Origin of the sequence: Allorhizobium sonneratiae (assembly GCF_023700755.1) — a bacterium.
GTDB lineage: Bacteria > Pseudomonadota > Alphaproteobacteria > Rhizobiales > Rhizobiaceae > Allorhizobium > Allorhizobium sonneratiae.
On sequence record NZ_JAMKOJ010000003.1, the window covers coordinates 1 to 24,576 of the forward strand.

Annotated in this window: 18 protein-coding genes and 1 tRNA gene; 8 read left to right on the top strand and 11 right to left on the bottom strand. The window is 54.0% G+C overall.

Annotated elements, in window-relative coordinates; translation table 11 throughout:
• A partial coding sequence (locus tag NAC44_RS21415; protein ID WP_420839891.1) for a hypothetical protein occupies window positions 1-442 on the bottom strand: 442 nt, incomplete at its 3' end.
• 1,188 nt (window positions 443-1,630) lie between these two features.
• Here NAC44_RS21415 and NAC44_RS05645 point away from each other — a divergent pair.
• The 4 genes from NAC44_RS05645 to NAC44_RS05660 all read left to right on the top strand — a co-directional run bounded on the left by NAC44_RS05645 (window position 1,631) and on the right by NAC44_RS05660 (window position 6,557).
• Entirely contained in the window at window positions 1,631-2,431 is an 801-nt protein-coding gene (locus NAC44_RS05645; RefSeq protein ID WP_250938795.1) for a glycosyltransferase family 25 protein, read from the top strand.
• On the top strand, window positions 2,421-3,371 hold the full coding sequence (locus tag NAC44_RS05650; RefSeq protein ID WP_250938805.1) for a hypothetical protein: 951 nt from the start codon (window positions 2,421-2,423) through the stop codon (window positions 3,369-3,371). The genes NAC44_RS05645 and NAC44_RS05650 overlap by 11 nt, the downstream gene beginning before the upstream one ends.
• A 319-nt stretch (window positions 3,372-3,690) precedes the next feature.
• Window positions 3,691-5,466: an ABC transporter ATP-binding protein gene (locus NAC44_RS05655; protein WP_250938807.1), complete on the top strand. Its 1,776-nt coding sequence runs from the start codon at window positions 3,691-3,693 to the stop codon at window positions 5,464-5,466.
• Between the two features lie 125 nt (window positions 5,467-5,591).
• Window positions 5,592-6,557 carry a sulfotransferase domain-containing protein gene (locus NAC44_RS05660; protein WP_250938809.1) on the top strand — a complete coding sequence of 322 codons (966 nt, stop codon included), beginning with the start codon at window positions 5,592-5,594 and terminating at the stop codon, window positions 6,555-6,557.
• An 81-nt stretch (window positions 6,558-6,638) separates the two neighbouring features.
• Here NAC44_RS05660 and NAC44_RS05665 read toward each other — a convergent pair whose 3' ends face one another.
• The 4 genes from NAC44_RS05665 to NAC44_RS05680 all read right to left on the bottom strand — a co-directional run bounded on the left by NAC44_RS05665 (window position 6,639) and on the right by NAC44_RS05680 (window position 12,173).
• Complete coding sequence (locus NAC44_RS05665) at window positions 6,639-9,299, bottom strand: glycosyltransferase family 2 protein (protein WP_250938810.1); 2,661 nt, start codon at window positions 9,297-9,299, stop codon at window positions 6,639-6,641.
• A gap of 213 nt (window positions 9,300-9,512) precedes the next feature.
• On the bottom strand, window positions 9,513-10,673 hold the full coding sequence (gene glf / locus NAC44_RS05670; RefSeq protein WP_250938812.1) for a UDP-galactopyranose mutase: 1,161 nt from the start codon (window positions 10,671-10,673) through the stop codon (window positions 9,513-9,515).
• A gap of 177 nt (window positions 10,674-10,850) precedes the next feature.
• Window positions 10,851-11,819, bottom strand: coding sequence for a flagellin N-terminal helical domain-containing protein (locus tag NAC44_RS05675; RefSeq protein ID WP_250938814.1), 969 nt, complete (start codon window positions 11,817-11,819; stop codon window positions 10,851-10,853).
• A gap of 279 nt (window positions 11,820-12,098) precedes the next feature.
• Window positions 12,099-12,173 (bottom strand) — tRNA-Gln (locus NAC44_RS05680).
• Window positions 12,174-12,385: 212 nt separating this feature from the next.
• On the opposite strand from NAC44_RS05680, the gene NAC44_RS05685 reads away from it, so the two are divergent.
• The 4 genes from NAC44_RS05685 to NAC44_RS05700 all read left to right on the top strand — a co-directional run bounded on the left by NAC44_RS05685 (window position 12,386) and on the right by NAC44_RS05700 (window position 15,666).
• Window positions 12,386-12,946, top strand: coding sequence for a type 1 glutamine amidotransferase domain-containing protein (locus tag NAC44_RS05685; RefSeq protein ID WP_250938816.1), 561 nt, complete (start codon window positions 12,386-12,388; stop codon window positions 12,944-12,946).
• Window positions 12,947-13,064: 118 nt separating this feature from the next.
• Entirely contained in the window at window positions 13,065-13,361 is a 297-nt protein-coding gene (locus NAC44_RS05690) for a cupin domain-containing protein (RefSeq protein ID WP_250938818.1), read from the top strand.
• Window positions 13,362-13,445: 84 nt separating this feature from the next.
• Window positions 13,446-14,360, top strand: coding sequence for an MBL fold metallo-hydrolase (locus tag NAC44_RS05695; protein ID WP_250938819.1), 915 nt, complete (start codon window positions 13,446-13,448; stop codon window positions 14,358-14,360).
• A gap of 274 nt (window positions 14,361-14,634) precedes the next feature.
• Window positions 14,635-15,666 carry a LacI family DNA-binding transcriptional regulator gene (locus NAC44_RS05700; protein ID WP_250938828.1) on the top strand — a complete coding sequence of 344 codons (1,032 nt, stop codon included), beginning with the start codon at window positions 14,635-14,637 and terminating at the stop codon, window positions 15,664-15,666.
• A 110-nt stretch (window positions 15,667-15,776) separates the two neighbouring features.
• On the opposite strand, the gene cysN is transcribed toward NAC44_RS05700, so the two are convergent.
• The 6 genes from cysN to NAC44_RS05730 all read right to left on the bottom strand — a co-directional run bounded on the left by cysN (window position 15,777) and on the right by NAC44_RS05730 (window position 24,482).
• Window positions 15,777-17,255 carry a sulfate adenylyltransferase subunit CysN gene (gene cysN, locus NAC44_RS05705; protein ID WP_250938830.1) on the bottom strand — a complete coding sequence of 493 codons (1,479 nt, stop codon included), beginning with the start codon at window positions 17,253-17,255 and terminating at the stop codon, window positions 15,777-15,779.
• Between the two features lies 1 nt (window position 17,256).
• Entirely contained in the window at window positions 17,257-18,213 is a 957-nt protein-coding gene (cysD, locus tag NAC44_RS05710) for a sulfate adenylyltransferase subunit CysD (RefSeq protein WP_250938840.1), read from the bottom strand.
• Window positions 18,214-18,337: 124 nt separating this feature from the next.
• Window positions 18,338-19,087, bottom strand: a complete 750-nt coding sequence (locus tag NAC44_RS05715; protein ID WP_420839892.1) for a phosphoadenylyl-sulfate reductase — start codon at window positions 19,085-19,087, stop codon at window positions 18,338-18,340.
• A gap of 229 nt (window positions 19,088-19,316) precedes the next feature.
• Window positions 19,317-21,263 carry a HAMP domain-containing methyl-accepting chemotaxis protein gene (locus tag NAC44_RS05720; protein ID WP_250938844.1) on the bottom strand — a complete coding sequence of 649 codons (1,947 nt, stop codon included), beginning with the start codon at window positions 21,261-21,263 and terminating at the stop codon, window positions 19,317-19,319.
• 883 nt (window positions 21,264-22,146) lie between these two features.
• Window positions 22,147-23,490: a chloride channel protein gene (locus NAC44_RS05725; RefSeq protein WP_250939908.1), complete on the bottom strand. Its 1,344-nt coding sequence runs from the start codon at window positions 23,488-23,490 to the stop codon at window positions 22,147-22,149.
• A 359-nt stretch (window positions 23,491-23,849) separates the two neighbouring features.
• Entirely contained in the window at window positions 23,850-24,482 is a 633-nt protein-coding gene (locus NAC44_RS05730) for a hypothetical protein (RefSeq protein ID WP_250938846.1), read from the bottom strand.
• Window positions 24,483-24,576: the final 94 nt, after the last annotated feature.

The following is a 24,576-nucleotide window of genomic DNA, read 5'->3' on the forward strand; positions in this document are numbered from 1 at the left end:
GTGCAGCGGTGCTGAGGCCGGAGATGTCGCTGCCAAGGGCGGCAATGTCGGCGGTCGAAAGAGCGGACACCTGCTTGGAGGACAGACCGGCAATCTGTGCCGTTGTCAGATCGGCAACCTGCTGCGTGGTCAAGGACGCAATATCATCTGTTTCAAGGCCGGAAATCTGCGCCGAACTCAGAGCAGCTTCCTGTACAGAGCTGATGATGGCGATCTGTGCCGCTGTTAGACCTCCGATCGATTTCGATGAAATCGCGCTGATCTGTGAAGAGTTGAAGGTGTGTATATCATCGGTTGAAAATGCACCGATTTGCGCCGAACTCAAGACCGCCATCTGTGCTGTCGTGAACGCAGCGGCATCGGTCGTTGTTAAACCGCTGATGGTGGCCGTGCTGAGCGCCTTGATCTGGGTGAGCGACAGGGAAGAGATAACACTTGTCATTGAGTTGTGACCCTACGTTAGCTGATCGAGAATCCGTTTCTCCGGCCAACCCTTCATGCAAACGGGCAATACTTCGCCCATGCATGTCATGACGCAGCAAAAACGGTCAATTTTCAAAGCAAAACATGGCTCCCCCAAGAGCCAAAACGTAAGGAACGCATCATGCTTACAGAATCTATTCGATTCTGGCCCCACGGAATAAAAAGCGTTTGCGTTTTATTTCTCTGGCTGTTCTAAAAACGACGTTCTACACGCGACAGACAGAGTGCCCAATAAAAACGCACCGCACGGCCAGTAAGACTTAAATCTTCTAATAAGTGATTAATAAAATATCCTGTTTTTATAGTTGGGCTTCATTTGCAAGCAAAAGTGCAGAATATATAGATAAAAGCATATCCTCCCGCTTTTATTTTATTTGTTATTAATAACAACAATTATTAAAAACACAAAAATCGTACCTACCATTTTTTTCATGGAAGACGCCGCACATACAGCTTCGCCCGGCAGGGACAGTCATACATAACGGAGATATAAAGTTGTGGCGTGAAGGTCGAATTTCACGACTGGATTGACCGAAGCAAAAGGGTCTGTAGAGGACATATACCCGTCATTTCAGAACCTTTTAGGGGATTGTCCCGTGAAATGCTCTAGACGCTGGCTTGTGTCTTTGGGAAACGTCTGGATCGTCATGACGATCTTGCTCGCTATGTCTTGATTTTCTATCCGGGCGCCCTTGATAAGAGGCTGTATGATGACGGCTAAATACGCCTGAACCGTCATCTGTAACGGCGTCGAACGGGTTGTTATGAAGCCTGCCATGAAGTTTCCATGAAAGATGGCTAACAACAGGCTAGCTTTGACGATGAAACGGTTTTCCTGATCGTGCCGAAGCGTTCGCGTGTTTCGATCAATCTGGTCAGGGAAAGCGATATGTTTACGTATTCTGGCGCAAAGCTGAATAGATTGAGAGCATAGTGCGTTGGGTCGATGAGGTTTTGATGGCTTTTGGTGATGCTGGGGCTCAATTCGTCACTAAAGCCATAAAGAACTCTCATGAAAATTCTATCTGCTTGTGTAGCAATAGTAAGGTCTGTTATGTTTCAATCAGGGGACGGCATAAGCTACAGGGGATGATCATTTGATGTTTTGGCCTCAGTAGTTTGTGGTTTATAGAAAGAAAACGGGTTCATGCGAGACAGCAGGACACAAATTCCGATTTATATCATCAGTCTGGTGGGGTCACCCAGACGCGATGCCTGTCGTGAGATATTGGACAGGACAGGTGTAAATTATTGTTTTTTCGACGCTGTTAATGGCAAGACGCTCAGTTATGCCGACATCTGCACCGTCTTCGACGAAGTGCAAAATCGCGTCGGCTTCAAGCGGAAACTGTCTTCTGCCGAGATCGGCTGCTATCTCAGTCATCAACGCTTGTGGCAGAAGATTGCCGATGGTGAAGAGCAAGCTGCGCTGATACTGGAAGATGATTGTCATATTCTGCCGGAATTGCCGCATTTTCTGAAAAGCGCCGCCAGCTTCGACCTGTCCGAGGTTGTGATCAAGCTGGACGGACAGAGCGACAAGCCACGGCGGCTGAAACCGGGTTCCGTTGTGCAGCTTGGACCCTTTTGCGTTGGTGAGCCTTACAAGATACCGGCTTTGACAACCGGCTATATCATCGGCAAGAAGGCGGCTGCTGCCATGCTGGGTGCACGTCGGCGGTTTTATCGCCCTGTCGATCTGGATTTCAAATTCGTCTGGGAGCATCGCGTGCCGGTGTTGATTTCCGACCGCGTCGTGGTGAGCGAGCATCGCGATGCGCTGGCCACAAGCGCCATCTGCAACAGCCGCTCGGCAGTGAAGAAAGGCGATGTGCTCTCCCGCTTTGTGGCCAATATGAAGCATCAGTCCGTGTTGAAATTCAAGACGATCATGTGGAATGGCTCGCGGCGCGAATTTAATACATTGAAGAAATATAATGAAGCCTGACAGTGTGATGAAGGCGGGGCGAGGGAACAATCTGGTTATTGTCCGCGCAGGCAAAAATTCCCTGCATGAAAGTTGGATTGCACCTTCCGATACCGATCGTGATTTCGATCTTGTCGTCAGCTATTTCGACGAGGATGCCTACAACGCCCATCAGGAGCAGGACAGGGTCGAGGCATTTTTCAAGGTTGGCGGCAAATGGGACGGGCTTTATGCCACGCTGGAATGGCTCGGATCCCGCCTGGATGATTATGCCTATGTCTGGCTGCCGGATGACGATATCGCCACGGATGCCAAGACGATCAACCGGCTGTTTGCGCTGATGCGCACACATGACATGGCGGTGGCGCAGCCCTCGCTGACACCCGACAGTTACTTTACCCATTTCCTGTTTATCAACTGCCCCAGGCTGCAATTGCGCTACACCAACTATGTCGAGATCATGGTGCCTTGCCTGCGTCTCGATCTCTTGAAAATGGTCATGCCGCATTTTCGCGAGACGATGAGCGGTTTCGGACTGGATTATATCTGGTGCCGCCTGCCGCAATCCGGCATTGATCGCTCTGGTATTTTCGACAGTATCAGCGTGCGCCATACGCGCCCGGTCGGCAAGGTGCTGATGAGCAGGATCAGCGCCAACGGCAAGTCGGCCAAGGATGAGGAAGCTGCTCTCAATGCACTCTATGGCATTGAGGAGCGCATAACCCCGCTCTGTTATGGAGCTTTGACAACGGATGGCAAACGGATCAGCGGTCTTGGCCGGACTGGTCTTGCCATGGTTCTGCGCCATCTCACGCGCTTGCCGGGTCTGCAGCGGAAAGACAGAAGCTATGGGTTTGGCCGTCTGGTTCAACTCATACGCCGCCAGTTGACCCGGAAGATGACGATGGAGCCGCTGAACGGCCCTTTCGATCGGCGCGGAGCCAACCAGCAAACGGCATAGAGCATCGGACCGAAAAGTGGAGACCGGTTTCGGATTGATCCGATGCCAACCAGAAAGTTCGCGCATTGGCCCGAAAAGTGGGAGCCGGTTTTCGCATCAATCCGATGTAAAAACTCAAAGCGTGAGAATCGTGCCGTTTCTGATTGAACACAGGATGCTCTCGTCGTGGATGAGGGGTGGTTCTGCGCTCTCTTGCTTTTTCGCGCCATGCGGGCCATGTAGACGGCCTATCATCTGATAGAGCATGTGGCGGATGCCGCGCATTGATGATCCTGAATTGGGATTTCTGCGATACGGGGCAACGAAAGGGACTTTGCGAATGCTTGAAAAATTCATCTCCCAAGCCAACAAGAGCCTGCTTGGGCGGCTGCTGGCGGAGAATTTCAAGAAGCAGGCGCCCTGGTACGGGATTGCCATCTCCTCCATGCTGATCGTTGCGGCCATGACCTCGGCCAGCGCCTGGATCATCCGCGATATCGTCAATGAAACGGTGGTATCGCGCGATCTTCATAAAATTTTGATGGTGGCTGGCATCGTTGCCGGTATTTTTGCCATCAAGGGCATCGCCTCTTATGTGCAGGACGTGTTTCTCAACAAGGCTGGCAACAACATCATCGCCCGCACCCAGCGCCGCATTTACGGTCATGTTTTGCGGCAGGATGTGGCCTTTTACAGCAGATATCCCTCCTCGGAACTGTTGATGCGGCTGACCACCAATGCCCAGGCCGCACGCAGCGTCATCGACCTGATTGTCACCTCCTTTGTGCGTGATCTGTTTTCGCTGCTGGGCCTGGTGGCGGTCATGGTGGTGCAGCAGCCGATCCTTTCGCTGGCCTCGCTGGTCATTGGGCCGGGCGCTATTATTGGTGTGCGCAAGCTGACCAAGAAAGTGCGCAAGATCATGGAGGCGGAACTCGCCTCGATCGGCAAGATCATTGAAAATGTGCAGGAAACCGCCACCGGTATCCGGGTGATCAAGGCCTTTGGACTTGAGGATTACATGAATGCCCGCATGGAACGCCATGTGACCGAGGTGGAAACCCGCTCGAACAGCATTGCCCGGCTGGAAGCGGCTTCCAGCCCGATCATGGAAACCCTGTCCGGCTTTGCCATCGCCATTGTCGTGGCGTTGAACGGGCTTTGGGTGGTGGAAGGCGGCCAGACGCCGGGCGAGCTCGTCTCCTTCATCGCCGCCCTGCTTTTGGCCTATGAACCGGCCAAGCGGCTGGCGAGAATGCGCGTCAGCCTGGAATCGGGGATGATCGGCGTGCGCATGATGTATGAACTTCTCGATGCACCGATCAATCTCAACGAAAAGCCGGATGCTATCGCGCTGCCGGAGGGCCGGGGCGAGGTGAAGTTCAACGGCGTCAGCTTTGCCTATGTCGCCGGTCAGCCGATCTTCGACGGGCTCGATCTGACCTTTCCGGCAGGCAAGACAACGGCGCTGGTCGGTCCGTCCGGTGGTGGCAAATCCTCGATCATCAATCTGATCATGCGGCTTTACGATCCGGTTAAAGGCTCCGTCACGGTCGATGGCCATGATCTGCGCGATATAACCTTTCAGTCGTTGCGTGAGCGCATGGCCTATGTCGGGCAGGATACGTTTCTGTTTGCCGGCACAATTCGCCACAACATCGCCCTTGGCCGGGAAGGGGCCAGCGATGAAGAGATCATTGAGGCGGCAAAGGCTGCCAATGCCCATGACTTCATCATGCGCCTGCCGAAAGGCTATGACACCGATGTCGGTGAAAATGGCGGCAATCTCTCCGGCGGCCAGAAACAGCGCCTCACCATTGCCCGTGCAATGCTGCGCAATGCCGAGATCCTGATCCTCGATGAGGCGACCAGCGCGCTCGATTCGGAATCGGAAGCGCAGATCCGTGAGGCGCTCGCACGGCTGGCCACAGGCCGCACCACGATCATGATTGCCCACCGGCTGTCCACCATCACCCGCGCCGACCATATCGTGGTGATGGAAGCCGGGCAGATTGCCGAACAGGGGCCGCAGAAAGAGCTTCTCTCCCGCGAAGGCCCCTATCGCAGACTGTATGAATTGCAGCTTCTGCCGGGGGCGGTCATAGAAGAGGCATAATCTCTCTTTTGATTGTACAATAAATCGTTTAAAGCCTGAAACCCTAGCTTGTTCCGGGTGTTATAATGCATTTGTTGTCTTCCGTTTTCAGTTTCGGTTCTCCCTGCAATGGACAGTATGGCCATATGGTTTTACGACCGGATGGCAGCATTTATGGCTATGCGCATGAGAATGAGAGCCGCTGGTCGCGTGAGGGCGACGATCTGTGTTTTCACCACCAGGCGGGCCATGTCACCAGCCGGTTCAGGCAGAGTGGTGACAGGGTCTTTCTGGGGCATGTCGAAAACCGGCTCTGGCCGCTTTACCTCGTTCCAGCACTAACATTGGAAAAACCGGCAGGGGCGCCAGACCTTCCGCCGGTCTTCATCAATTCCATTCCCAAATCCGGCACCTATTTTCTCGAAGCAGCGTTTGCACGGATCGGCTATAAGCCGACCCGGCTGCATCTGGGCGGTCAAGATACAGTGGATGATTATCGCAACATGGCTGATGCGGAAATCCATGTTGCCCCCGAAATGTCGCGGCTGAACCTGCCGGTAACGATGGTTACGGCGCTGATGCAGCGCGGCCAGATCATGGTGGGCCATATTGAACATGCCCATGTCATCGAGGAAATGAAGCGTCAGGGCATTCTGGTCATCCATGCCATCCGCGATCTGCGCGCTGTTTTGTACAGCCTCTACCGCTTTAAGCTCGGTAAGGTGATGCCGGTTGATGATATGGATCGTTACTGGCGTACTCTAGACGGAGAGGCGCGCTTGACAGCATTCATACAGTATTATCATGGACGAGATCTCGAACATATCCGTCATATGGCGCAGATGATGGTTTCGTATTTTGCTGAAGATGTTCTTCGCTATGAGGATTGCTGCAATGGTGTGATTGGAGACAGAGTTGCCAGAATGTTGGATGAATCATTCGCGGGCATGAGCATTAATTTTTCGAATGCTCTGCGACAGCAAGTGGGACAAGAAACGCCAACATCAGCGACGTCCCATTCGTCCTGGGAGAAAATGTGGAATGATAATATTCAAAATTATTTCGAGTTTTCAGGAATGAAGGGCCTTAATGAGGCATTAGGGTATAATTAAGAATTAAAAGTTCATGCACCAGTAGTACATATGCATCGTGCGTTTGTAAGGCGCACGATGCTGTATTTTGTAGATTGAAGCTTATTTTACTTCATGTATTTGAGGTAGACTCATATTTTTTGCTGACGTGATATATTGAAAATAGATGCGCAAAATACGAATTCGATTGCGTGGAAAAATTCGCAAGAGTCGATTTAAATTTGTGAGTGCTCCGCCATACTGCTCTGGACCAAACATGTCTCTCGACATATAGGCTTTATATGTATCTTTCAGCTCAGGTTTTATCTTTGAAAGAGCCCAGGCATGGGTATGATATTGTATGATAAGGAATTTTTTAAATACATCTTTGCTGCCTGAATTCAGTGCAGTTTCCCGTAGCATGTTCATAATAGGAAAATGCACGTACAGCTTTTCGTCGGTGGCGCCAATATCTTGGCCCTCACGCCCCTGTCTGTAATACGTCATGCAGTGATCATCATAGGCAATATCAGGTGATCTAAAAAGAGTTTCAAATTGAAAGGGCATATCATCAAAACGTCGAAGGCGAATATCAAAGCCAATTTTCTGTTTATTCAAGAATGCTCTTTTATACAGGCGACGCCAAATAGTCGGCTGATCAATCAAAGCCAAGTCTTTGGGGCGACGCATAATTCCGCCCTTGCCCAAATAGCATTGTTGTCTTTCGACGGTCGTTCTGTCATCTGTCGCGCCGCTGGGGAATGCAAAGCACCAGCCGCCCTCAACAATGTCATCGCCAGTTTGCAAGCTTAGGCCAAAAAGACGCTCAAGCATGGTGGTGTCAACCCAATCATCGCCGTCGATGAAGGTAACGAATTCGCCGCTGGCAGCTTCGAGACCTGACATTCTTGCAGAGGCGCAGCCACCATTCGGCTTGTGAATGACTTTAATTGTTGGGTCTTTTTGAGCCCACTCGTCACAACGTAATGCTGACCCATCTGAAGCGCCATCATCTACTAATATTATTTCGCGATCTCGAAGCGTCTGATTGCTTAAAGATTCTATACATTGATCGAGATACGGCAGAATATTGTATACCGGAACAATAACGGAAACGGCGGGTCCAGCACTGCTGCGTGAGTATGTGAATCTTTGACCATCAAAACGCCACAGAAAATATCCTCTTGATACTTTTGAGCGTACCGAAGCAAGGAAATTGGCTGTGTTGTGAACGCTTAACGGATCGAAAGCGCCAACTATAAAGTCAGCCTCTATAGATTGTAATTTTTGTAACAATTCATCCGTTGCATTATCACCAAGATCAATCATATCAAGGTGATTTTGCTGTGCGGTAACTTCCTTAAGAAGATCGCTAAGTTCTTTAAAAATAAAAATGTTTTTCTGCTGTTTCAGTTCGCTCGTAATTGCATCTGATCCCTCGTCCATAACATATATTGTAGTGAAAGGGCGCGTTCTAGCGATGCGCAATGCGCTTATACGGGAGTGGGATGATAGAAACGCAATCCTACTATTGAGTGGAAGCATGGCCAGTGCTGGGCCAAAGGAACGGATTTCACTGAAGTGAAATCTTCTATGGGCTGAGGTTGTGGCCGCAGGCGTGTCTGTGCCCAAGTTCTTCCATCCCGGCATTCCTGAAACACGTTTTTTATGTAGTCTTCTGGAAAGCCACGTACCTGCCGAATGAATGGCGACCCCGATAGGTTGGCCCTTCGTTTTAACAGTCAAGAATTTATCTGCTTCACGAGGATTTACCCTGTAGAGGGCATCTACCCATTTTGACGGTACGTGTTGGAAGCATTGTGCGAGCGCAATATCAAACTCTTTCTTCATGCGAAGATCGATCATTCCGCGGCACCAGCGTGCGATCCGCATAAAGCCCAACAGGGCAAAGGCACCAGCCTCGTTTGTAAGCCCTTGTACATCAGGTGTTATAAGTGACTCGTGAATATTGGAAATTACGTCAAGTCTCTTTTTGCTTCTGTCTAATGTTAGGGCTCCTGTCCGCCCGACTCTGTAGAGAAGGCCTTGGACATCTACTATTCCAATTTTTTTGCTGATAGCGAGTGATCGTATATGTAACCCAATATCTTCAAATATTTTTCCTTCGGGAAAGTACAATTTATTTTCAATTAGAAATTCTCTGCGCCAAATTCTGGCACAAGTCTTGGGTTCCGTGCTAAAAACATATGGTTCTGATAGAGGGTTAAAGGCTCTTTCGGTCAGCCCACTGAGTATTGTATTCCAAACCTCAGTATCAAAAAATTCAAAATCATTGTATCGCTCATCATCGAATGCAGATGACCGTGCAAATACCTGATCGCAGTTTTCGGTAGAGCCGAGACGATACAGGTGAAAGTAAGCGTCTGGCGCCATTAAATCATCTGCATCAAGGAAGGCAATGTAGGGTGCCGATGCGAAATGAAGGCCAACATTCCGAGCGGCAGCTAAGCCTGAATTGGGAATTCTGACAATGGTTGTGGGTACGCCACCTTTTGTGAGTATTTCCTGTGCGATTTCTGCTGATCTGTCAGTCGATCCATCATCGACAATGATGACTTCAATGTCGACATGAACGGAATTTGCTAATATTGAGTTGCAGGTGTCTGTAATATATTTCTCTACGTTGTAGCAGGGTACAACAACGCTAATTTTTTTTGTCGTATCTGTATTCTTGTCTAAGATGTTTGCCGATTTTGCCGATTCAGATGAGTCAAAAGTGTAGTGGCGTAGCATGGCTTCAGAACTTTGCTGTCTTGTATTCACAGTGATACCCTAAACATTGTCGTTTGATTCAATCTATATTCTGATCATTTCCTTCATAACGTCGCGCCATTCCGTGCAGTCAAACATATGCTCAGATGACAGGTGCGGTATGAAGTAGATCTTTTGACACTCTTGAGAGTGGATTGACCTCTGGTTTCGCTGTCGTTTTGTGATGCATCTTGACGTAAATGCAAGCTTTTATTTAGATATATCTTATTTATTGAGGCTAGGCCCAATCGTCGTTTCATAATGCTTGAGCGCCGCTCCGATCGCCTGGTGCATGTCGAGATAGCGATAGGTGCCCAGCCGTCCGCCGAAGAAGACGTTCTTTTCCGCCTCGGCACGCGCCTTGTAGCGGGCATAGACGGCTTTGTCGTTTGGTGTGTCGATCGGATAATAGGGCTCGTCCGTGCGCTTGGCAAAGCGGGAATATTCGCGCACGATCACCGTTTTTTCCGTCTGGTAATTGCGCTCCGGGTTGAAATGGCGGAATTCCAGAATGCGGGTATAGGGAATGTCCTCGTCGGCATAATTCATCACCGCCGTGCCCTGGAAATCGCCAACCGGCTTGATCTCCTGTTCGAAATCGATGGTGCGCCAGCCCAGTTCGCCTTCGCTGTAATCGAAATAGCGGTCGATGGGGCCGGTATAGACCACAGGCAGGTTTTCCGGCAGGTCTGGCTTGATGTCGAAGAAATCGACGCCAAGCTCGATGCGGATATTGGGATGATCGAGCATGCGCTCGAAAATCGCCGTATAGCCGTCGACCGGCAGGCCCTCGAAACGGTCGTTGAAGTAGCGGTTGTCGAAATTATAGCGCACGGGCAGGCGGCTGATGATGCCTTCCGGCAGTTCGCGCGGGTCGGTCTGCCACTGCTTGGCCGTATAACCGCGGATAAAGGCTTCATAAAGCGGGCGGCCGATCAGCGAGATCGCCTTTTCCTCCAGATTGGCAGGCTGCTTGTCGCCAAGCTCGGCGGCCTGTTCGGCCACCAGCGCACGCGCTTCATCCGGCGAAAAGCGCTTGCCGAAAAACTGGCAGATCGTGCCGAGATTGATCGGCATGGAATAGACCTGACCCTTCAGGCTGGTGAAGACGCGGTGCTGATAATTGGTGAAGGCGGTGAAGCGGTTGAGATAGGTCCAGACCGTCTCATTCGGCGTGTGAAACAGATGCGCCCCGTAACGATGCACCTCAATGCCTGTCTCCCGGTCGTTTTCGCTATAGGCATTGCCGCCGATATGCGTGCGGCGGTCAATGATGAGAACTTTCTTGCCCATCTCGTTGGCAACGCGCTCTGCAATCGTAGCGCCGTAAAATCCGGCCCCGACGATCAACAGGTCAATGTCTGCAAGGTCGATTTTCTGGGACAAATCCATTCTCCACTGTTCCGGCTCATTCTTCATGCGGCCAGTTGCCGCATCAAACCCCATTTGCGCATTGCACAAAGGCCGCCAAAAAGCAATAACTTAAGGTTTATCGTCCTTTTTGTCTGGAGTTTACCGTTTTTCTGCCGTTTTTGCGCAGCCTTTGGCGGCGGTTTTGTTCAACTATTGCAAAAGTTGAAGAACGGAATTGATGTTGCCATTGATGATCGGCAATGTGGATTCAGCCAGTTGCTGGCGGGTCTGTAACGCTTTCAGACGGCTGGATTCGCTGTCCATATCGGTGTCGACCAGCCTGCCGATGCCGGTCTTGATCGTTCCCTCCAGGTTTTTGGCAAAATTGTTCTGCATATGAACGCGATTGCTCAAGGCACCGAGGGTGCTGGCCACATCGGTGATGCGACCGGTCATAGCATCCACCACCTTGATCATGTCGTCGATATCGGTGTTGCTGGTGTTCTTGTCCAGTTTGATCTCGTCATAGCTGGTGCCGGCGCTGGCGCCGTTGAACATCACCCAGGTTTTGGCGGTACCGAGCGTGCTGGCAAAGCCGGGGCCGGTCAGAATGCCGTCATCGCCACCAACATCGTCGATCAGATAGTTCACATCCTCTGTGCCGGATTGCCCGCCAATGTCGTAATTGATTGTGTTGATGCTGATCTGGCCAGAGCTGTTGCGCACGAATGAGCCGACCAGATTGCGGTTGGCCGGATCGCTGGAGGAGGAGCGCCACAGCCAGTTCTGTTCGGAAAAGGACGAGCCGGTGGCGATGGAGCGCAGTTGCGAGCGGATTTCATCGAGTTCCGTATTGATCTTGCTGCGATCCACCCCCGGCTCACGCGCCAGCACCAGCCGGGATTTTGCCTGCGACATCAGATCGACCGCCTTGGTCATACCGTTTTCGGCGGTGTCGAGCACGCCGGAGGCCATGTTCAGCGCATCCTGTACCGCGCCGATGGCGTGATTGTCCGAGCGCATGGTGGTGGCAATCGACCAATAGGCCGCATTGTCAGCCGCTTTCGCCACGCGGTAACCGCTGGAGATCCTGTCTTCGCTCTCATTCCGGCTGTCGATGGCTCTACGAATATTTTGCAGCGCCATGATCGCCGATACATTGGTATTCTTGCTCACCATTTGCTGGTCTCACCTTTTACGCAATAAAAGACATGGAGAAACCGCCCGCGCGGATCGCATGATCCGCACGTCATTTGTGGTCCCGTGAAGTGTTACTGTTTGCCCGCTCTTTTTATAAGACCGTTAAGGTTAAGTAACGGGAAATGGATATGGTAAACAGGAGTTGAAACCACTGGTGGTGGTGGTAACACTTGCATCAGCCAGGCTGATCGTCGCAAGTCCTCGACACTCTTGCAGAGGCAATTTGCGTCTTTTCTGCTGATTTTGCGGATGGTGCAATGGCTGGGGCGCCTGGATTCGAACCAGGGGATGGCGGTACCAAAAACCGCTGCCTTACCGCTTGGCTACGCCCCACCGCTGTGCGCCGCAGGCGTTTCGCCCAGGCTTTGCTGCGCCGGGGTCTTAGCAAAGCGGGATCATGGCTGCAATGGTTTTTCGCGCGATTTTAACAGCTCGTTGAAAAAAGTCCTGCGCAGAGCGGCAGCGACCCTTTTTTAGAAAATGCGGAACGAACCGCAGCTTTTCGGGTTTTCCCAATATCGACTGCAACCAAGAAAGGGAAAACAATGACCAAGATTACAGACGCAACGATTCTCATTCTGGCGACAGACGGTTATGAGCGCTCGGAACTGCGGGTGCCGCTTGATAAGCTGCGTGAGAAAGGGGCAAAGGTGAAAATCGCCTCTCTGAAGCGGGAGCCGATCAAAAGCTGGGCCGAAAAGGACTGGGGCGATACGGTCGATGTCGATTTCGCTGTCAGCGATGTTTCGGTCAAGGATTACGACGCGCTCGTCATTCCCGGCGGGCAGATCAATCCCGATATCCTGCGCACCGACGAAAAGGCGGTGAAGCTGGTCAAGGATTTTGTCGCCTCCGGCAAGGTGGTGGCGGCTGTTTGTCATGGCCCTTGGCTGCTGGTGGAGGCGGATGCGCTCAAGGGCCGCAAGGCGACCTCTTACCATTCGATCCGCACGGATGTGAAAAATGCCGGCGCAGAATGGGTGGATGAAAAAGTGGTCACCGACAAGGGTATTATCACCTCGCGCAATCCCGGTGACCTCGATGCCTTTGTCGCCAAGATCGTCGAAGAGGTTGAGGAAGGTCGTCATCAACGCCGTGCCGCATAGCGACCTGAACCGCCTACTGGCTTTCAGATAAAAAATCTGCTCAGATAGAGCAATCCCGGTGCCCTTCATCGTCCTGCCGTTGCTTGGGTGCCGGGGTTTGTTCATTGAGGAGATCCTGATGCCTGGTTATTCCGCCCGTCCTCCCGCCCTTGGCACGGTTCTGCTGAATGATGCCATGGTGCGCGTCACACGCTGGGATTTCGAGCCCGGTGCTGCGACCGGTCATCATGTCCATGGGCTGGGTTATGTGGTCGTGCCGATGACGGATTGCCATTTCCTGATCGAGGACGATCAGGGAGAACGTCAGGTGACCAGCCGGGCAGGAGAGGTCTATCGGCGCGAGGCAGGCGTCAGCCATAATGTTATCAATGGCGGCGATGCCCCCATGAGTTTTATCGAGATCGAGTATAAATAGGCGGTGTCCTCGCTAAGCGTTGCGAGTGCGTCGCAGCGCACCTCCACTCCGCATTGATCCTCAAATTAAAACGTAAGAACAATCATGAACAGTTTTGCCGGTCTTCTGTCGGAAACCTATGAGGCCGCGCATGGCCGTCGCGTCTCTGTCGTTGCGGGCGTGGAGCGGGTGACAGCCCCCAATGCCGGGCCGATGACCTATAAGGGCACCAATACCTACATTATTGGGCAGGAAACCGTCTGCATCATTGATCCGGGGCCTGCTGACGAGGCGCATTTTCATGCGCTGCAACTGGCGCTCAGAGGCCGTACTGTCTCTCATATTCTCGTCACTCATACTCACCGGGATCATTCAGGGCTTGCCATGCGGCTCAAGGCAGCAACGGGGGCCATGCTGGTTGCGGAAGGGCCGCATCGTCTGGCGCGTGCCCTGCATCCGGGAGAAGATCCCGCCTTTGGCGAGAGCGGTGATCGTGCGTTTCAGCCTGATATCTTGCTGGCCGATGGCGATCTGGTTCAGGGCGAGGGCTTTGCGCTTGAGGCGGTGCTTACCCCCGGCCATGCCGCCAATCATGCCGCCTTTGCCCTGAAGGACACGGGGCTGTTGTTCTCCGGCGATCATGTCATGGGCTGGGCCTCGACGGTGATTGCGCCCCCCGATGGGTCCATGCGCGATTACATGGCATCGCTGGACCGGCTGCTCGCGCGCGAAGACCTCGCATATCTGCCCGGTCATGGCGGCGCCGTGGCCAATCCGGCAGCCTATGTTCGCGGTTTGAAAACCCATCGGCAGATGCGGGCAAAGGCCATTTTAGCCAGGGTCAGGGCAGGGGATCGCGATATTGAAACCATGGTCCGGGCCATGTATCGCGGCATTGAGACGCCCCTTTTCAAAGCTGCCTGTTTGTCGGTTCTGGCGCATCTGGAGGATCTCGTTGCACAAGGAGAGGTCCTCTGCGATGGGCCAGTTCTGACGACGTCCCTGTTCAGTCCCGGCTGAAACATGCTGATGTCGACGACAAAACCTGCTCATAAGCTAAAACACCCCTGAAACGGGGAGTTGTAGATCAGCGCACCCTTCGTTAGTGTTTATTTTGCAAAAGAAGGGGACCGGTTTTTCTGAAAAGACGATGAAGACAACACGCCAGCAGAAACTTTCGTGTCGGTCTGTTTGACAGGCATTGACAGGCATGTGGGCATCTGTCTGGTTCAGGATGACATGGGTGGCGAGAGCCGGGAACGGTTCAGACAGTGAGTGCATGAGGTGAGGATCTGTGGCGCGTAAGCGAAAAGCCTATAAGGACAAGGTGACACTGACGGATGTAGCGGAAAAGGTCGGGGTCAGTCCGATAACGGTTTCGCGGGCGATCAGCCGACCGGAAAAAGTCTCCGACGATCTGCGGGAAACGATCCTGCAAGCCGTTCACGAACTGGGTTATGTGCCTGATTATGCCGCGCGCGCGCTTGCCAGCCGATCCGGCCATCTGATCGGGGTTTTGTCGTCGCTTCTGGGATCGAGCACCTTTGCCCCGGTGATGAAGGGCATTGAGGATCGGGCGCGCAATACCGGCCAGCGTATACAATATGCCAATACGCTTTATGATCCCCAGGAGGAAATTCATCAGATCAAGCAGTTTTTCGGGCAGAAGCCGACCGGCATCATCATTGGCGGTGTGAAGATTGATCCGCAGGTGACGGATCTTCTGCGAAATGCGCCCTGTCCAGTGGTACAGTTGATCGATATCAGCTATCCGGCGGTCGATATGGCTGTTGGCGTCAACAATCCGCTCGCCTGCGAAGCGGCGATCTCGCATATGATTGATGCTGGCTATCGCTCGATCGCCTTCTGTTCCATCCGTGCTGACATTCCCATCCTCCTCCGGCTGGAGCGCTATCGGCAACGCATGACGGCGGCCGGGCTTTATCGTCCGGAGCTGGAGTTGATGCTTGACGAGCAAGCCAGCGCAGTTCGATGCGGGGCAGACATTCTCGACAGACTTTTTCAACAGGTGCCTGATCTCGATGCCATTTTCTGCGCCCATGACGATCTGGCGCTTGGCGTGCTGTTCGAATGTCAGCGGCGTGGCATCGCCGTGCCGGAAAAGCTGGGTCTTTGCGGCTTTGCCGACATGGATTATGCCGCCTGCACCGTACCCTCGCTGACGACGCTGAAAATGCCGCTCTATCAGCTTGGTTATCGGGCTGTGGACATGATCCTGCGCGCCAAGGAAGGGTTCCGCACCGAAAAAACCGTCGATCTCGGTTTCGAGCTGGTCAAACGGCAATCGACGGATCGAAAGAGCTGAAAACCTTACCCGCAACAGAAAAACCCGGCAGATCGTTCTGCCGGGTTCGGTTATCAGTTATGCCAAGGTTCGAAGATGCTGATGCATCCTCTCCTTGACGGCATTTGCTTTTATTCCTCGATGCCATCCAGAAGGCCACGGGCCTGTGCGGCACTGATGCGGCGCATTTCAACGGCGTCACGGCGCGAGGACATCAGCTCCGTCGCCATGACCTGGTCGGCCAGATCGGCAGGAAGCGAAAGGATCACGCGGGTCTCACCGCCATTCAGCCCGTCGATCTCGGCGCGTTTGGCCGTGATCATGCCGCCTGCCACCGTGTTGTTGGTATCGGGATCGATGAGGATGAACGCGCCGGTTCCCCGGTTCTGCTCATAGGTGTCGAACATCGCCTGTTCGTCGAAGGCAAGATGCACCTTGCCGATGGCGTTCATGCCAAGGCTTTCAACCGCTGCCCACTGGCCGCTCTTCAGATTGAGCTGCGAGACGGGCTTGACCTGTACCCGCTGACGGCGGGAGCCGCTTTTCAGCCAGTAGCGTTTGTTGGGCTGGATGCCGTCCGGCTGCAAGGCCACGATCTGGGCGTCGAAGGCACGGCCGATCATCGGCTGGGCGTCGATGGACACGATCATATCGCCGCGTGCGACATCCACCTGTCGGTCGAGCACCAGCGTGATGGCATCGCCAGCCACGGCGGCGTTGCGCACCAGATCGAAGGTGACGATCTGCTTGACATTGGCCACCGCGCCGGAGGGCAGGATGGCGACACTGTCGCCCGGCTTGACCGAGCCGCCGGCCACCGTGCCCTGATAGCCGCGAAAGCTTTCGCCCGGACGGCAGACCCGCTGTACGGAAAGACGGAAGCCTGTGCCCTGGGCCGAGCGAACGGTCGCCTTTTCCAGCACCTCGACCAGTGTCGGGCCGTCATACCAAGGCATGGCGCTCGCGCCGGAATAGACGACATTTTCGCCTTTCAGCGCCGACATCGGGATGGCGGTGATCTGGCGAACGCCAAGCGTCAAGGCCAGTTCACGGAAATCATGGGCGATAGCCTCGAAACCGGCGCGGTCATAATTCGTCAGGTCGATCTTGTTGACGGCCAAGACAAATTGACGGATCCCCATCAGGGCGGCGATGGTGGCGTGACGGCGGGTCTGTTCGAGAAGACCGGCACGGGCATCGACCAGAAGCACGGCAAGATCGGCTGTGGAGGCGCCGGTGGCCATGTTGCGGGTATATTGCTCATGACCGGGCGTATCGGCCACGATGAAGGAACGCTTGTCGGTGGCGAAATAGCGATAGGCGACATCGATGGTGATGCCCTGTTCCCGTTCAGCCTGAAGACCGTCAAGCAGAAGAGCAAAATCCGGCAGGCCGAGATCGTTCTGCTTGCCGCTGTCGCGTCTGAGGGTCGCGGCCTGATCTTCCTTGACCGCCTTGGTGTCCCAGAGCAGGCGGCCGATCAGGGTCGATTTTCCATCATCGACCGATCCGCAGGTGATGAGACGCAAGGGGCGAAGGTCGCGGCCGGCAGTAACGGTGTCCGGCTGGGCTGCGGCATTGGCGGCGAGGGCGTTGGCGCTTGCGGTCATCTCAGAAATATCCTTCGCGTTTCTTCTTTTCCATCGATCCGGACTGGTCCTGGTCGATGGCGCGACCCTGACGTTCGGAGACGGTTGCGATTTCAAGTTCGGCAATCACCTCGTCCAGCGTGGTGGCCTCGGAGCGGATCGCGCCAGTCAGCGGGAAACAGCCGAGTGTGCGGAAGCGGATCATGCCTTCCTGCTTCACCTCGCCGGGTAGAAGCTTGAGCCTTTCGTCCTCGGCCATGATCAACATGCCGTCCCGTTCGACATAGGGTCGCTTCGCGGCAAAATAAAGCGGCACCAGCTCAATGTTTTCCGCCTGAATGTAACGCCAGATGTCGACTTCCGTCCAGTTGGACAGCGGGAAGGCGCGCACGCTTTCGCCGCGACGGATCATGCCGTTATAGACATTCCACAATTCGGGCCGCTGGTTGCGCGGGTCCCATTTGTGGTCGGGCGTGCGGAAGGAATAGATGCGCTCCTTGGCGCGGGAAGCTTCCTCATCGCGGCGCGCACCGCCGAAGGCGGCGTCATATTTGCCGAGATCAAGCGCCTGACGCAGCGCTTCGGTCTTCATCACATCGGTATGGTAGGCGGAACCATGGGTGAAGGGCGAAATGCCTTCGGCCTTGCCGCGCGGATTGGTATGCACCACCAGATCGAGATCGTAGCGACGTGCGGTCTCATCGCGGAAGGCGATCATTTCCTTGAATTTCCAACCGGTATCGATATGCAGCAGCGGGAAGGGCACCCGGCCCGGATAAAAGGCCTTGCGCGCCAGGTGCAGCAGCACGGAGGAATCCTTGCCGATGGAATAGAGCATGACAGGATTGTCAAACTCTGCCGCCACCTCGCGGAAAATGTGGATCGCCTCGTTTTCGAGCGCCTTCAGATGCGGATCGAGCGGACTACGTCCACCCGTGTCGCGGGAATGAGGGTCGAATTCGGACTGATGCAGATGCATGACTTGATTTCCAGACGTAAGCTCAATGGGCATGAAAAGCCTTTCTGGTGATAAACTTATCCTCAAAGCCTCGCGCGTAGCTAGTGCTCGGGGCGAGAAACTCATCTTTGTGGATGATTGTTGATTATAACGAGCTGGATGTCAGCGATGGGGCCGCCGCATCCGGCACATGCAGCCCGCATTCGCGCTTCTCGTCGTTTTCCCACCACCAGCGTCCGGCCCGTTCCGGTTCACCGGGCTTGATCGCCCGCGTGCAGGGCTCGCAGCCGATAGAGGGGTAACCGCGCTTGTGCAGCGGATTGGTCGGCACAGCCTCTTTTTCGACATAGGCCTCGATGTCTTCGAGCGACCAGTCGGCAAGCGGATTGACCTTGATCAGATTGCGTTCGGCATCATACTCGGCAAAGGGCGTTGCAGCGCGATTGCCCGATTGCGAGCGGCGCAGGCCCGTGACCCAGACGGCAGCACCGTCCAGCGCTTTTGCCAGCGGCACGAGCTTGCGGATATGACAGCAGGCATGGCGCGCTTCGACGCTTTCGTAAAAGCCGTTCAGGCCGTATTGGGCAACATAGGCATCGATATCGTCCTGTTCCGGGCGATAACGGCGGATCGTCAGGCCAAAACGCTCTTCCGTTTCATCGATGAGATCGAGCGTTTCCCTGAACAGCCGTCCCGTTTCCAGTGTGACGACGTCGATTGCGAGGCGGGAAAGCCCGATGGCAGCGGTGATCACCTGATCTTCTAGGCCGAGGCTGGTGGTAAAGACGGCGCGGCTTCCCAGTTTTTCCACGAGCTGCAGCCGTTCTGTCAGCGTCAGGCCGGAGAAGGCGGCATCAAGCGAGGCCGCAGCTTCCGGAGCATGGTGCGATGTCATGATCTCATTCCTGTCATTCTGGCCTGTCATTCTGGCAGGCACTATCGGCCTTTGCACAGACAAAGACCAGAAATCGCCTTTCATGCTGAGGAATATCGAGAGCAAATCTCTCTCAAACCAGGCGAAACGGCGCGATTTCCTGTCGCTTGCGCCGGTTTTGCAAAAGCAGAAGGGCGGCACGCCGGGCCGCCCTTCTTTTCAGATTGTCTCGCTGATGCGCTGGAGCAGATCAGAATTCTTCCCAGGAGTTGCTGGCTGCGGCTGCGGCGCTGGCCTGCTTGCCGGTAAAGGCATTGGCAATGCGCTTGCCCAGTGCTTTGACCGGCGAAGAAACGGGCCGGTCCATCTGGCTTGCAGAGCGCAGCGGCGGGCTTGCTGCCTGATGGGTGCCCTTCAGCTTGAACTGCGACAGAAGCTGGTTGAGAGAGGCAACCTCACGGGCCAGACCATGGCTTGCTGCTGTTGATTCCTCGACCATGGCGGCGTTTTTCTGCGTATCCTGATCCATCTGGTTGACAGCGGTGTTGATTTCACCAAGGCCGCTCGATTGTTCCTGCGCAGCCTCGACGATGGCAATCACGTTGCGGTTGATGTCCTGCACCTGAGCGACGATGGTTTCCAGCGCCCGACCGGTTTCGCCAACCAGCTTCACGCCCTGCTGCACCTGATCGTTTGAGGTGGTGATCAGCGCCTTGATGTCCTTGGCGGCAGAGGCTGAACGCTGGGCAAGTTCGCGCACTTCCTGGGCGACGACTGCGAAACCCTTGCCGGCTTCCCCGGCGCGTGCGGCTTCTACACCGGCATTTAGCGCCAGAAGATTGGTCTGGAAGGCAATCTCGTCGATGACGCTGATGATGTTGGAGATTTCGCCGGAGGATTTTTCGATCTGCTCCATCGCCAGAACGGCCTGGCGCACGACAGCGCCGGATTGCTCCGCGCCCTCACGGGTGCTGGCCACAAGCTGGCCGGCTTCTTTTGCCCGCCGCGTGCTGTCTTTGACGGTGGTGGTGATCTCTTCCAGCGCGGCGGCGGTTTCTTCCACCGAGGCGGCCTGCTGTTCGGTGCGCTTGGCAAGATCGTCGGCGGCAGCCTTGATTTCATTGGCGCCCGCCTCAATGGCCAGCGCATTGTTGGCCACCTGTGACAGCGCTGTTTGCAGCTTTTCTGCCGAAGCGTTGAAATTGTTGCGCACCGTATCGAGCGTTCCGGCAAAGCTGTCGGAAATGCGATAGCTCACATCGCCGTCGGACAGGTTTTGCAGGGCGGTTGCCAGCGTATCGACGGCGAATTTCACATCGGCAGCTTCGCGCGCCTTGGCCTCTTCGCGGGCAAGCCGTTCCTTTTCCGACAGCGACCGGTTGGCCTCGGCCTCTTCTTCCAGACGCTTGCGCTCGATGGCGTTGTCGCGGAAGACAGATACGGACTGTGCCATGCCGCCGATTTCATCATGGCGATCAAGACCGGGGATCGCAGGCTCGATCTCGTTATTGGCAAGCGTTATCATTCGGTCGCGCAGCATCTGGATCGGTCCGGTAATGCCGCGGGCCGCAACCAGAAGGGCTGCAACAATGGCAATCGTAAACAAAACACCAAGCGAGGTCAGCGAGTAGAAAATGCTGTTGTCGGTTATGGCGCTCAAATCATCGCTGCGCTTGGCAATACCGTCAATTTTCTTGTTGTTATACTCACGGATGTCGCCGCGTATGGAAGCGATCAAGGGGTCGGCCTGCGCCATTTTCTGCCTGGCCGTTTCGATCTGGCCAGCCTTTAGGGCGGCCATCGCCTCATCAGTATGGGCAAAAATCATGTCGGCACGGTTTTTGAAGTCGGTGATTGCGGCCTTGTTCTCCGGCGTCAGCTTGAGTGCCTTCTCCATTCTATCATAAACCGTTTGACGGCTTGAGTCGTAATCTTTCGTAAGCTCTGCCAGTTGCGGCGCGTCCTTGCCCCGGCTGATGGCCTGATAGACGTCATAGCCCAGCGACAGGAACGATGTCGGCGTTCTGGCCATCTGATTGGCAGCGATGGCATCGGTAGAGATAAAATCAGAATAGCTCTGGTCTGCAGCGTTGAATTTATACGATACATAAGAAATGCCACCGACGCCGACCAGGCAGACCGGAATGATCAGAGCCAGAATTTTCGTGCGGATGCTTGCATGGGTCAGGAAAGACATCGTGCTTCTTTCAGGTTTGAACATGGACATTCAAGGAGGCGACGGAGCATCTTCTGGCTCGGTTTCGTTCGCTCATCGGTGGAAATGAAAGAATCGATAATGGTTTCAGGTGCTGAAGGCGTGCCGGTTCAGCTCCTGTCATGATCGTCGGTTCCGAGTATCACCCGGCTACCAAGTCGATGATCCATTATTGACGGGACTGATCATCATGATCATAACTTTTAACACATTTGAATATATAAATATTAAAATACAGTAAACAAAAATTCTTATTTTGAAAAAACTGAATGTAAAAAATCTATTTTTAAATGCTGGATGAAGATATTCCACAATACAAAACAATAAATTTCAATTTACGCCATTTACAACATAGAATATACTATAGAAATTCTGGCAAAGTTGTAGGAATTATAATCTAGGGCGGAGATTGAAGACTTCAAGATGTTGTTGAAGCCAAATTTGAGAAAAATAATTTCAACATTTCCACAAGCGTGGGATGTATTTGCGAATGAAGCAACATTATAATTTAATATTTCTAATATAGAAAATAAATCCATACTCTACAGCGACATGCGCCATATATGACGCACAAAGGACGCTGTAACAGTTTTAATTTGCTGCATCATTTTCACCTTAAATCTCACCCGATTTAAGGAATGATGCAGTAGAGCATTTCACTGTTTCACAGAAACAGTGAAATGCTCTCAGTCTTTGTGTTTACGCATTTCCGGAAGGATAACTGCTCAGCACTTTTCGCAACGCTGGTCTAAAAGTCTGGATTGTGCCCATGGACTTTTCCAGGTTCTTATCCGTCTTTATGTCTGCAAACGGATGATTGCGTTGCTGTATCCAATCCAGCAACGCATAGATGTTTCGTTCGATATCAGGCTGCCTTGGCCTGATCCGCCGTTTCGCTCCTCTCGGCAGCGCGCATGGCGCGCAAGGCATCGGCAAGAAACGACCGGGAGAGGCCATGATAGAGCGGTTCGCGTGACAGAAGCCGCGAAGTGGCATAGCCGAGCATGGAGGCCAGCATAATCGGGATGACGCTTTCATGGTTGGCTGTCATTTCCAGAATAATGACAAAGGCCGTCATCGGCGCCTGAACCACACCGGCAAAATAGCCGGCCATGCCAAGCAGCGCGCCGAGTGCAATGCTGGAACCAAAGAGGCTTGCGGCGGTGCTGCCGAGACCGGCGCCGACTGACAGCGACGGTGCAAAGATGCCGCCCGGAATGCCCGAAAGCATGGTGATGAAAGAGGCCAGCAGCTTCTCGATGAAATAGAGAAGCGGCAGGGCATTGCCTTCAACGGCGCCGCGGGCCTGATCATAGCCGGTGCCATAGGTCTGTCCGCCTGAGGCAATGCCGATCAGGGCAATCGCCAGACCGCAAATTGCTGCCAGCATGACCGTGCGCTGCAAAGGCTTTCCGGATGTCTGGATACGGCGGCGGATACGCTTGGACAGGTACAGCATCCCGCCGCTGAACAGGGCGCCGAATGCGCCGCCGCCAATGCCGCAAACCAGAGTCAAAGCCCAGTCGTTGACGCTGGTCGTATCGGGATTGGCCACCCCGAAATAGGTATAGGTACCAACGAGACCCAGAGCTGACAGGCCGGAAACGATAACGGCGATCAGCACCAGACCGTTGACGCGCGAATGATAGGTCTTGCTCATTTCCTCGATGGCAAAGACCACCCCGGCCAGCGGCGTGTTGAAGGCGGCGGCAATACCGGCGGCGGAGCCTGCCAGAATGAGGCCATTGGCCTGCGGCAGGCCGCCGATGCGACCGGACAGCAGCATCAGGGCGGCACCAACCTGCACGGTCGGGCCTTCACGGCCGATCGAGCCGCCGCACAACAGGCCGACAATGGTGAGAAAAACCTTGCCGATGGCAACACGCATCGACAAGAGCCGGCTGCGTCCGGCGGGGCTGTCAAGATGACGCGCTGCAATGGCCTGCGGAATGCCGGAACCCTGTGAGGCGGGAAAATGCTGCTCTGCCATATAAGAGCAGAAGGCAAAGCCCAACGGCGCAATGATCAGCGGTAAAAGGAAGCTCCATTCGCTGGCATGGGTCAGGCCGTTGAACAGTCCCTGCGCCTGATCGGCGGCCCATGCAAAAGCAACGCTGACAATGCCGATGGCGGCTGCACCCAGCCAGAAGATGAAGCGCTTCCGCCACACGCGCCAGCTCCCGCCAAGCGCCCGTGAGCGGCGCAGCATTTTTGAACGACTGGGTGTGGGCACGCTGAACTCTCCGACGTTGATCTGTAATGGATTCTCTTCAATCAGACTATGCAGACACAGACGTTGGAACGAGCATCAACCGGGAAGGGGGGAGGCCGCTTACAGCCGTCGGACTGCCTCTGCGGCTTCGTGTAATCGTCTTGCCGCGCGATTGCAAGGTATGGCGCTTGTGCAAATGCCACGAAAAGCGCCGGAAACCGGCTTGTTGCAGGGCACAAAGCGGCAATCACGCTTTGTTGAGAGGTTGAGGTTTCAACAGCAACCTCATGGGATCGGGCGGCATGGGCTGTTGTGCGCCACCGAAACCAACAGACCATGCCATCCACGCATGGGCTTTATCGTTTGCCCAGCACATAAACCACATTCGATGTTACTGTATGGTCTTGAAGCCAGGGATTGAAAATCGCTCCAAGTCCCTGGATCGGCGGTTTGAAGGCGTTTTTTCCCTTGTTGCAGGATTGGGTGCTGCCTTTATACCCAAGGCCATAGGTGCCGCCGCCTTCCGCCTTGATGGTGCAGGAATGTTGCACCGACCATTGGTCATAGAGCCATTGTGCTGCGGCCGTTTTGAATTCTATGACGGCTCCTGGATTTTTGGCTTTCAGATAATCTTTTGAATAGCTGTATTGCGGTGCTATGCCGATATATGAATTTTCTTGCCATTCAACAGCCACTGAACCGTTCGCCACGAAACTGTTTGCTTCCTGTGCAGGCATGCCTCTGTACCAGTATTGAGCATCCGCGGCGGCGCTTTCTTCATAGGCCCCATCTGGACTGTTCAGTCGCATGATGTTGACGGTTGTATTCTTCTCATCCAAAACCAGCGCACCACTTTGATAAAGCGGTATCATCGCGGACATGTTATTGTCCTTGAGTGTTTTTTCAATTTGTGCCGGAGTCATGCTTTCAGCAAAGGCAAGACCCGGCAGGGTCATCAGCAGCAAAGCCAGTATGGGTGTCTTGGACATTGGATATCTCCATTGCGACTGTCAAAAGTGGGAACTGACCGGATGTCAGCATGGAGCAGGACGCCATGCCAGGACCTATGTTCGACAGCGGAAG

Coding starts and splice junctions, on each gene's coding strand:
- NAC44_RS05685 (WP_250938816.1), top strand. CDS start 12,386: ATGACCAAGATTACAGACGCAACGATTCTCATTCTGGCGACAGACGGT.
- NAC44_RS05675 (WP_250938814.1), bottom strand. CDS start 11,819: ATGGTGAGCAAGAATACCAATGTATCGGCGATCATGGCGCTGCAAAAT.
- NAC44_RS05720 (WP_250938844.1), bottom strand. CDS start 21,263: ATGTCTTTCCTGACCCATGCAAGCATCCGCACGAAAATTCTGGCTCTG.
- NAC44_RS05660 (WP_250938809.1), top strand. CDS start 5,592: ATGGTTTTACGACCGGATGGCAGCATTTATGGCTATGCGCATGAGAAT.
- NAC44_RS05730 (WP_250938846.1), bottom strand. CDS start 24,482: ATGTCCAAGACACCCATACTGGCTTTGCTGCTGATGACCCTGCCGGGT.
- NAC44_RS05695 (WP_250938819.1), top strand. CDS start 13,446: ATGAACAGTTTTGCCGGTCTTCTGTCGGAAACCTATGAGGCCGCGCAT.
- NAC44_RS05690 (WP_250938818.1), top strand. CDS start 13,065: ATGCCTGGTTATTCCGCCCGTCCTCCCGCCCTTGGCACGGTTCTGCTG.
- NAC44_RS05645 (WP_250938795.1), top strand. CDS start 1,631: ATGCGAGACAGCAGGACACAAATTCCGATTTATATCATCAGTCTGGTG.
- cysN (WP_250938830.1), bottom strand. CDS start 17,255: ATGACCGCAAGCGCCAACGCCCTCGCCGCCAATGCCGCAGCCCAGCCG.
- cysD (WP_250938840.1), bottom strand. CDS start 18,213: ATGCATCTGCATCAGTCCGAATTCGACCCTCATTCCCGCGACACGGGT.
- NAC44_RS05715 (WP_420839892.1), bottom strand. CDS start 19,087: ATGACATCGCACCATGCTCCGGAAGCTGCGGCCTCGCTTGATGCCGCC.
- NAC44_RS05650 (WP_250938805.1), top strand. CDS start 2,421: ATGAAGCCTGACAGTGTGATGAAGGCGGGGCGAGGGAACAATCTGGTT.
- NAC44_RS05655 (WP_250938807.1), top strand. CDS start 3,691: ATGCTTGAAAAATTCATCTCCCAAGCCAACAAGAGCCTGCTTGGGCGG.
- NAC44_RS05725 (WP_250939908.1), bottom strand. CDS start 23,490: ATGCTGCGCCGCTCACGGGCGCTTGGCGGGAGCTGGCGCGTGTGGCGG.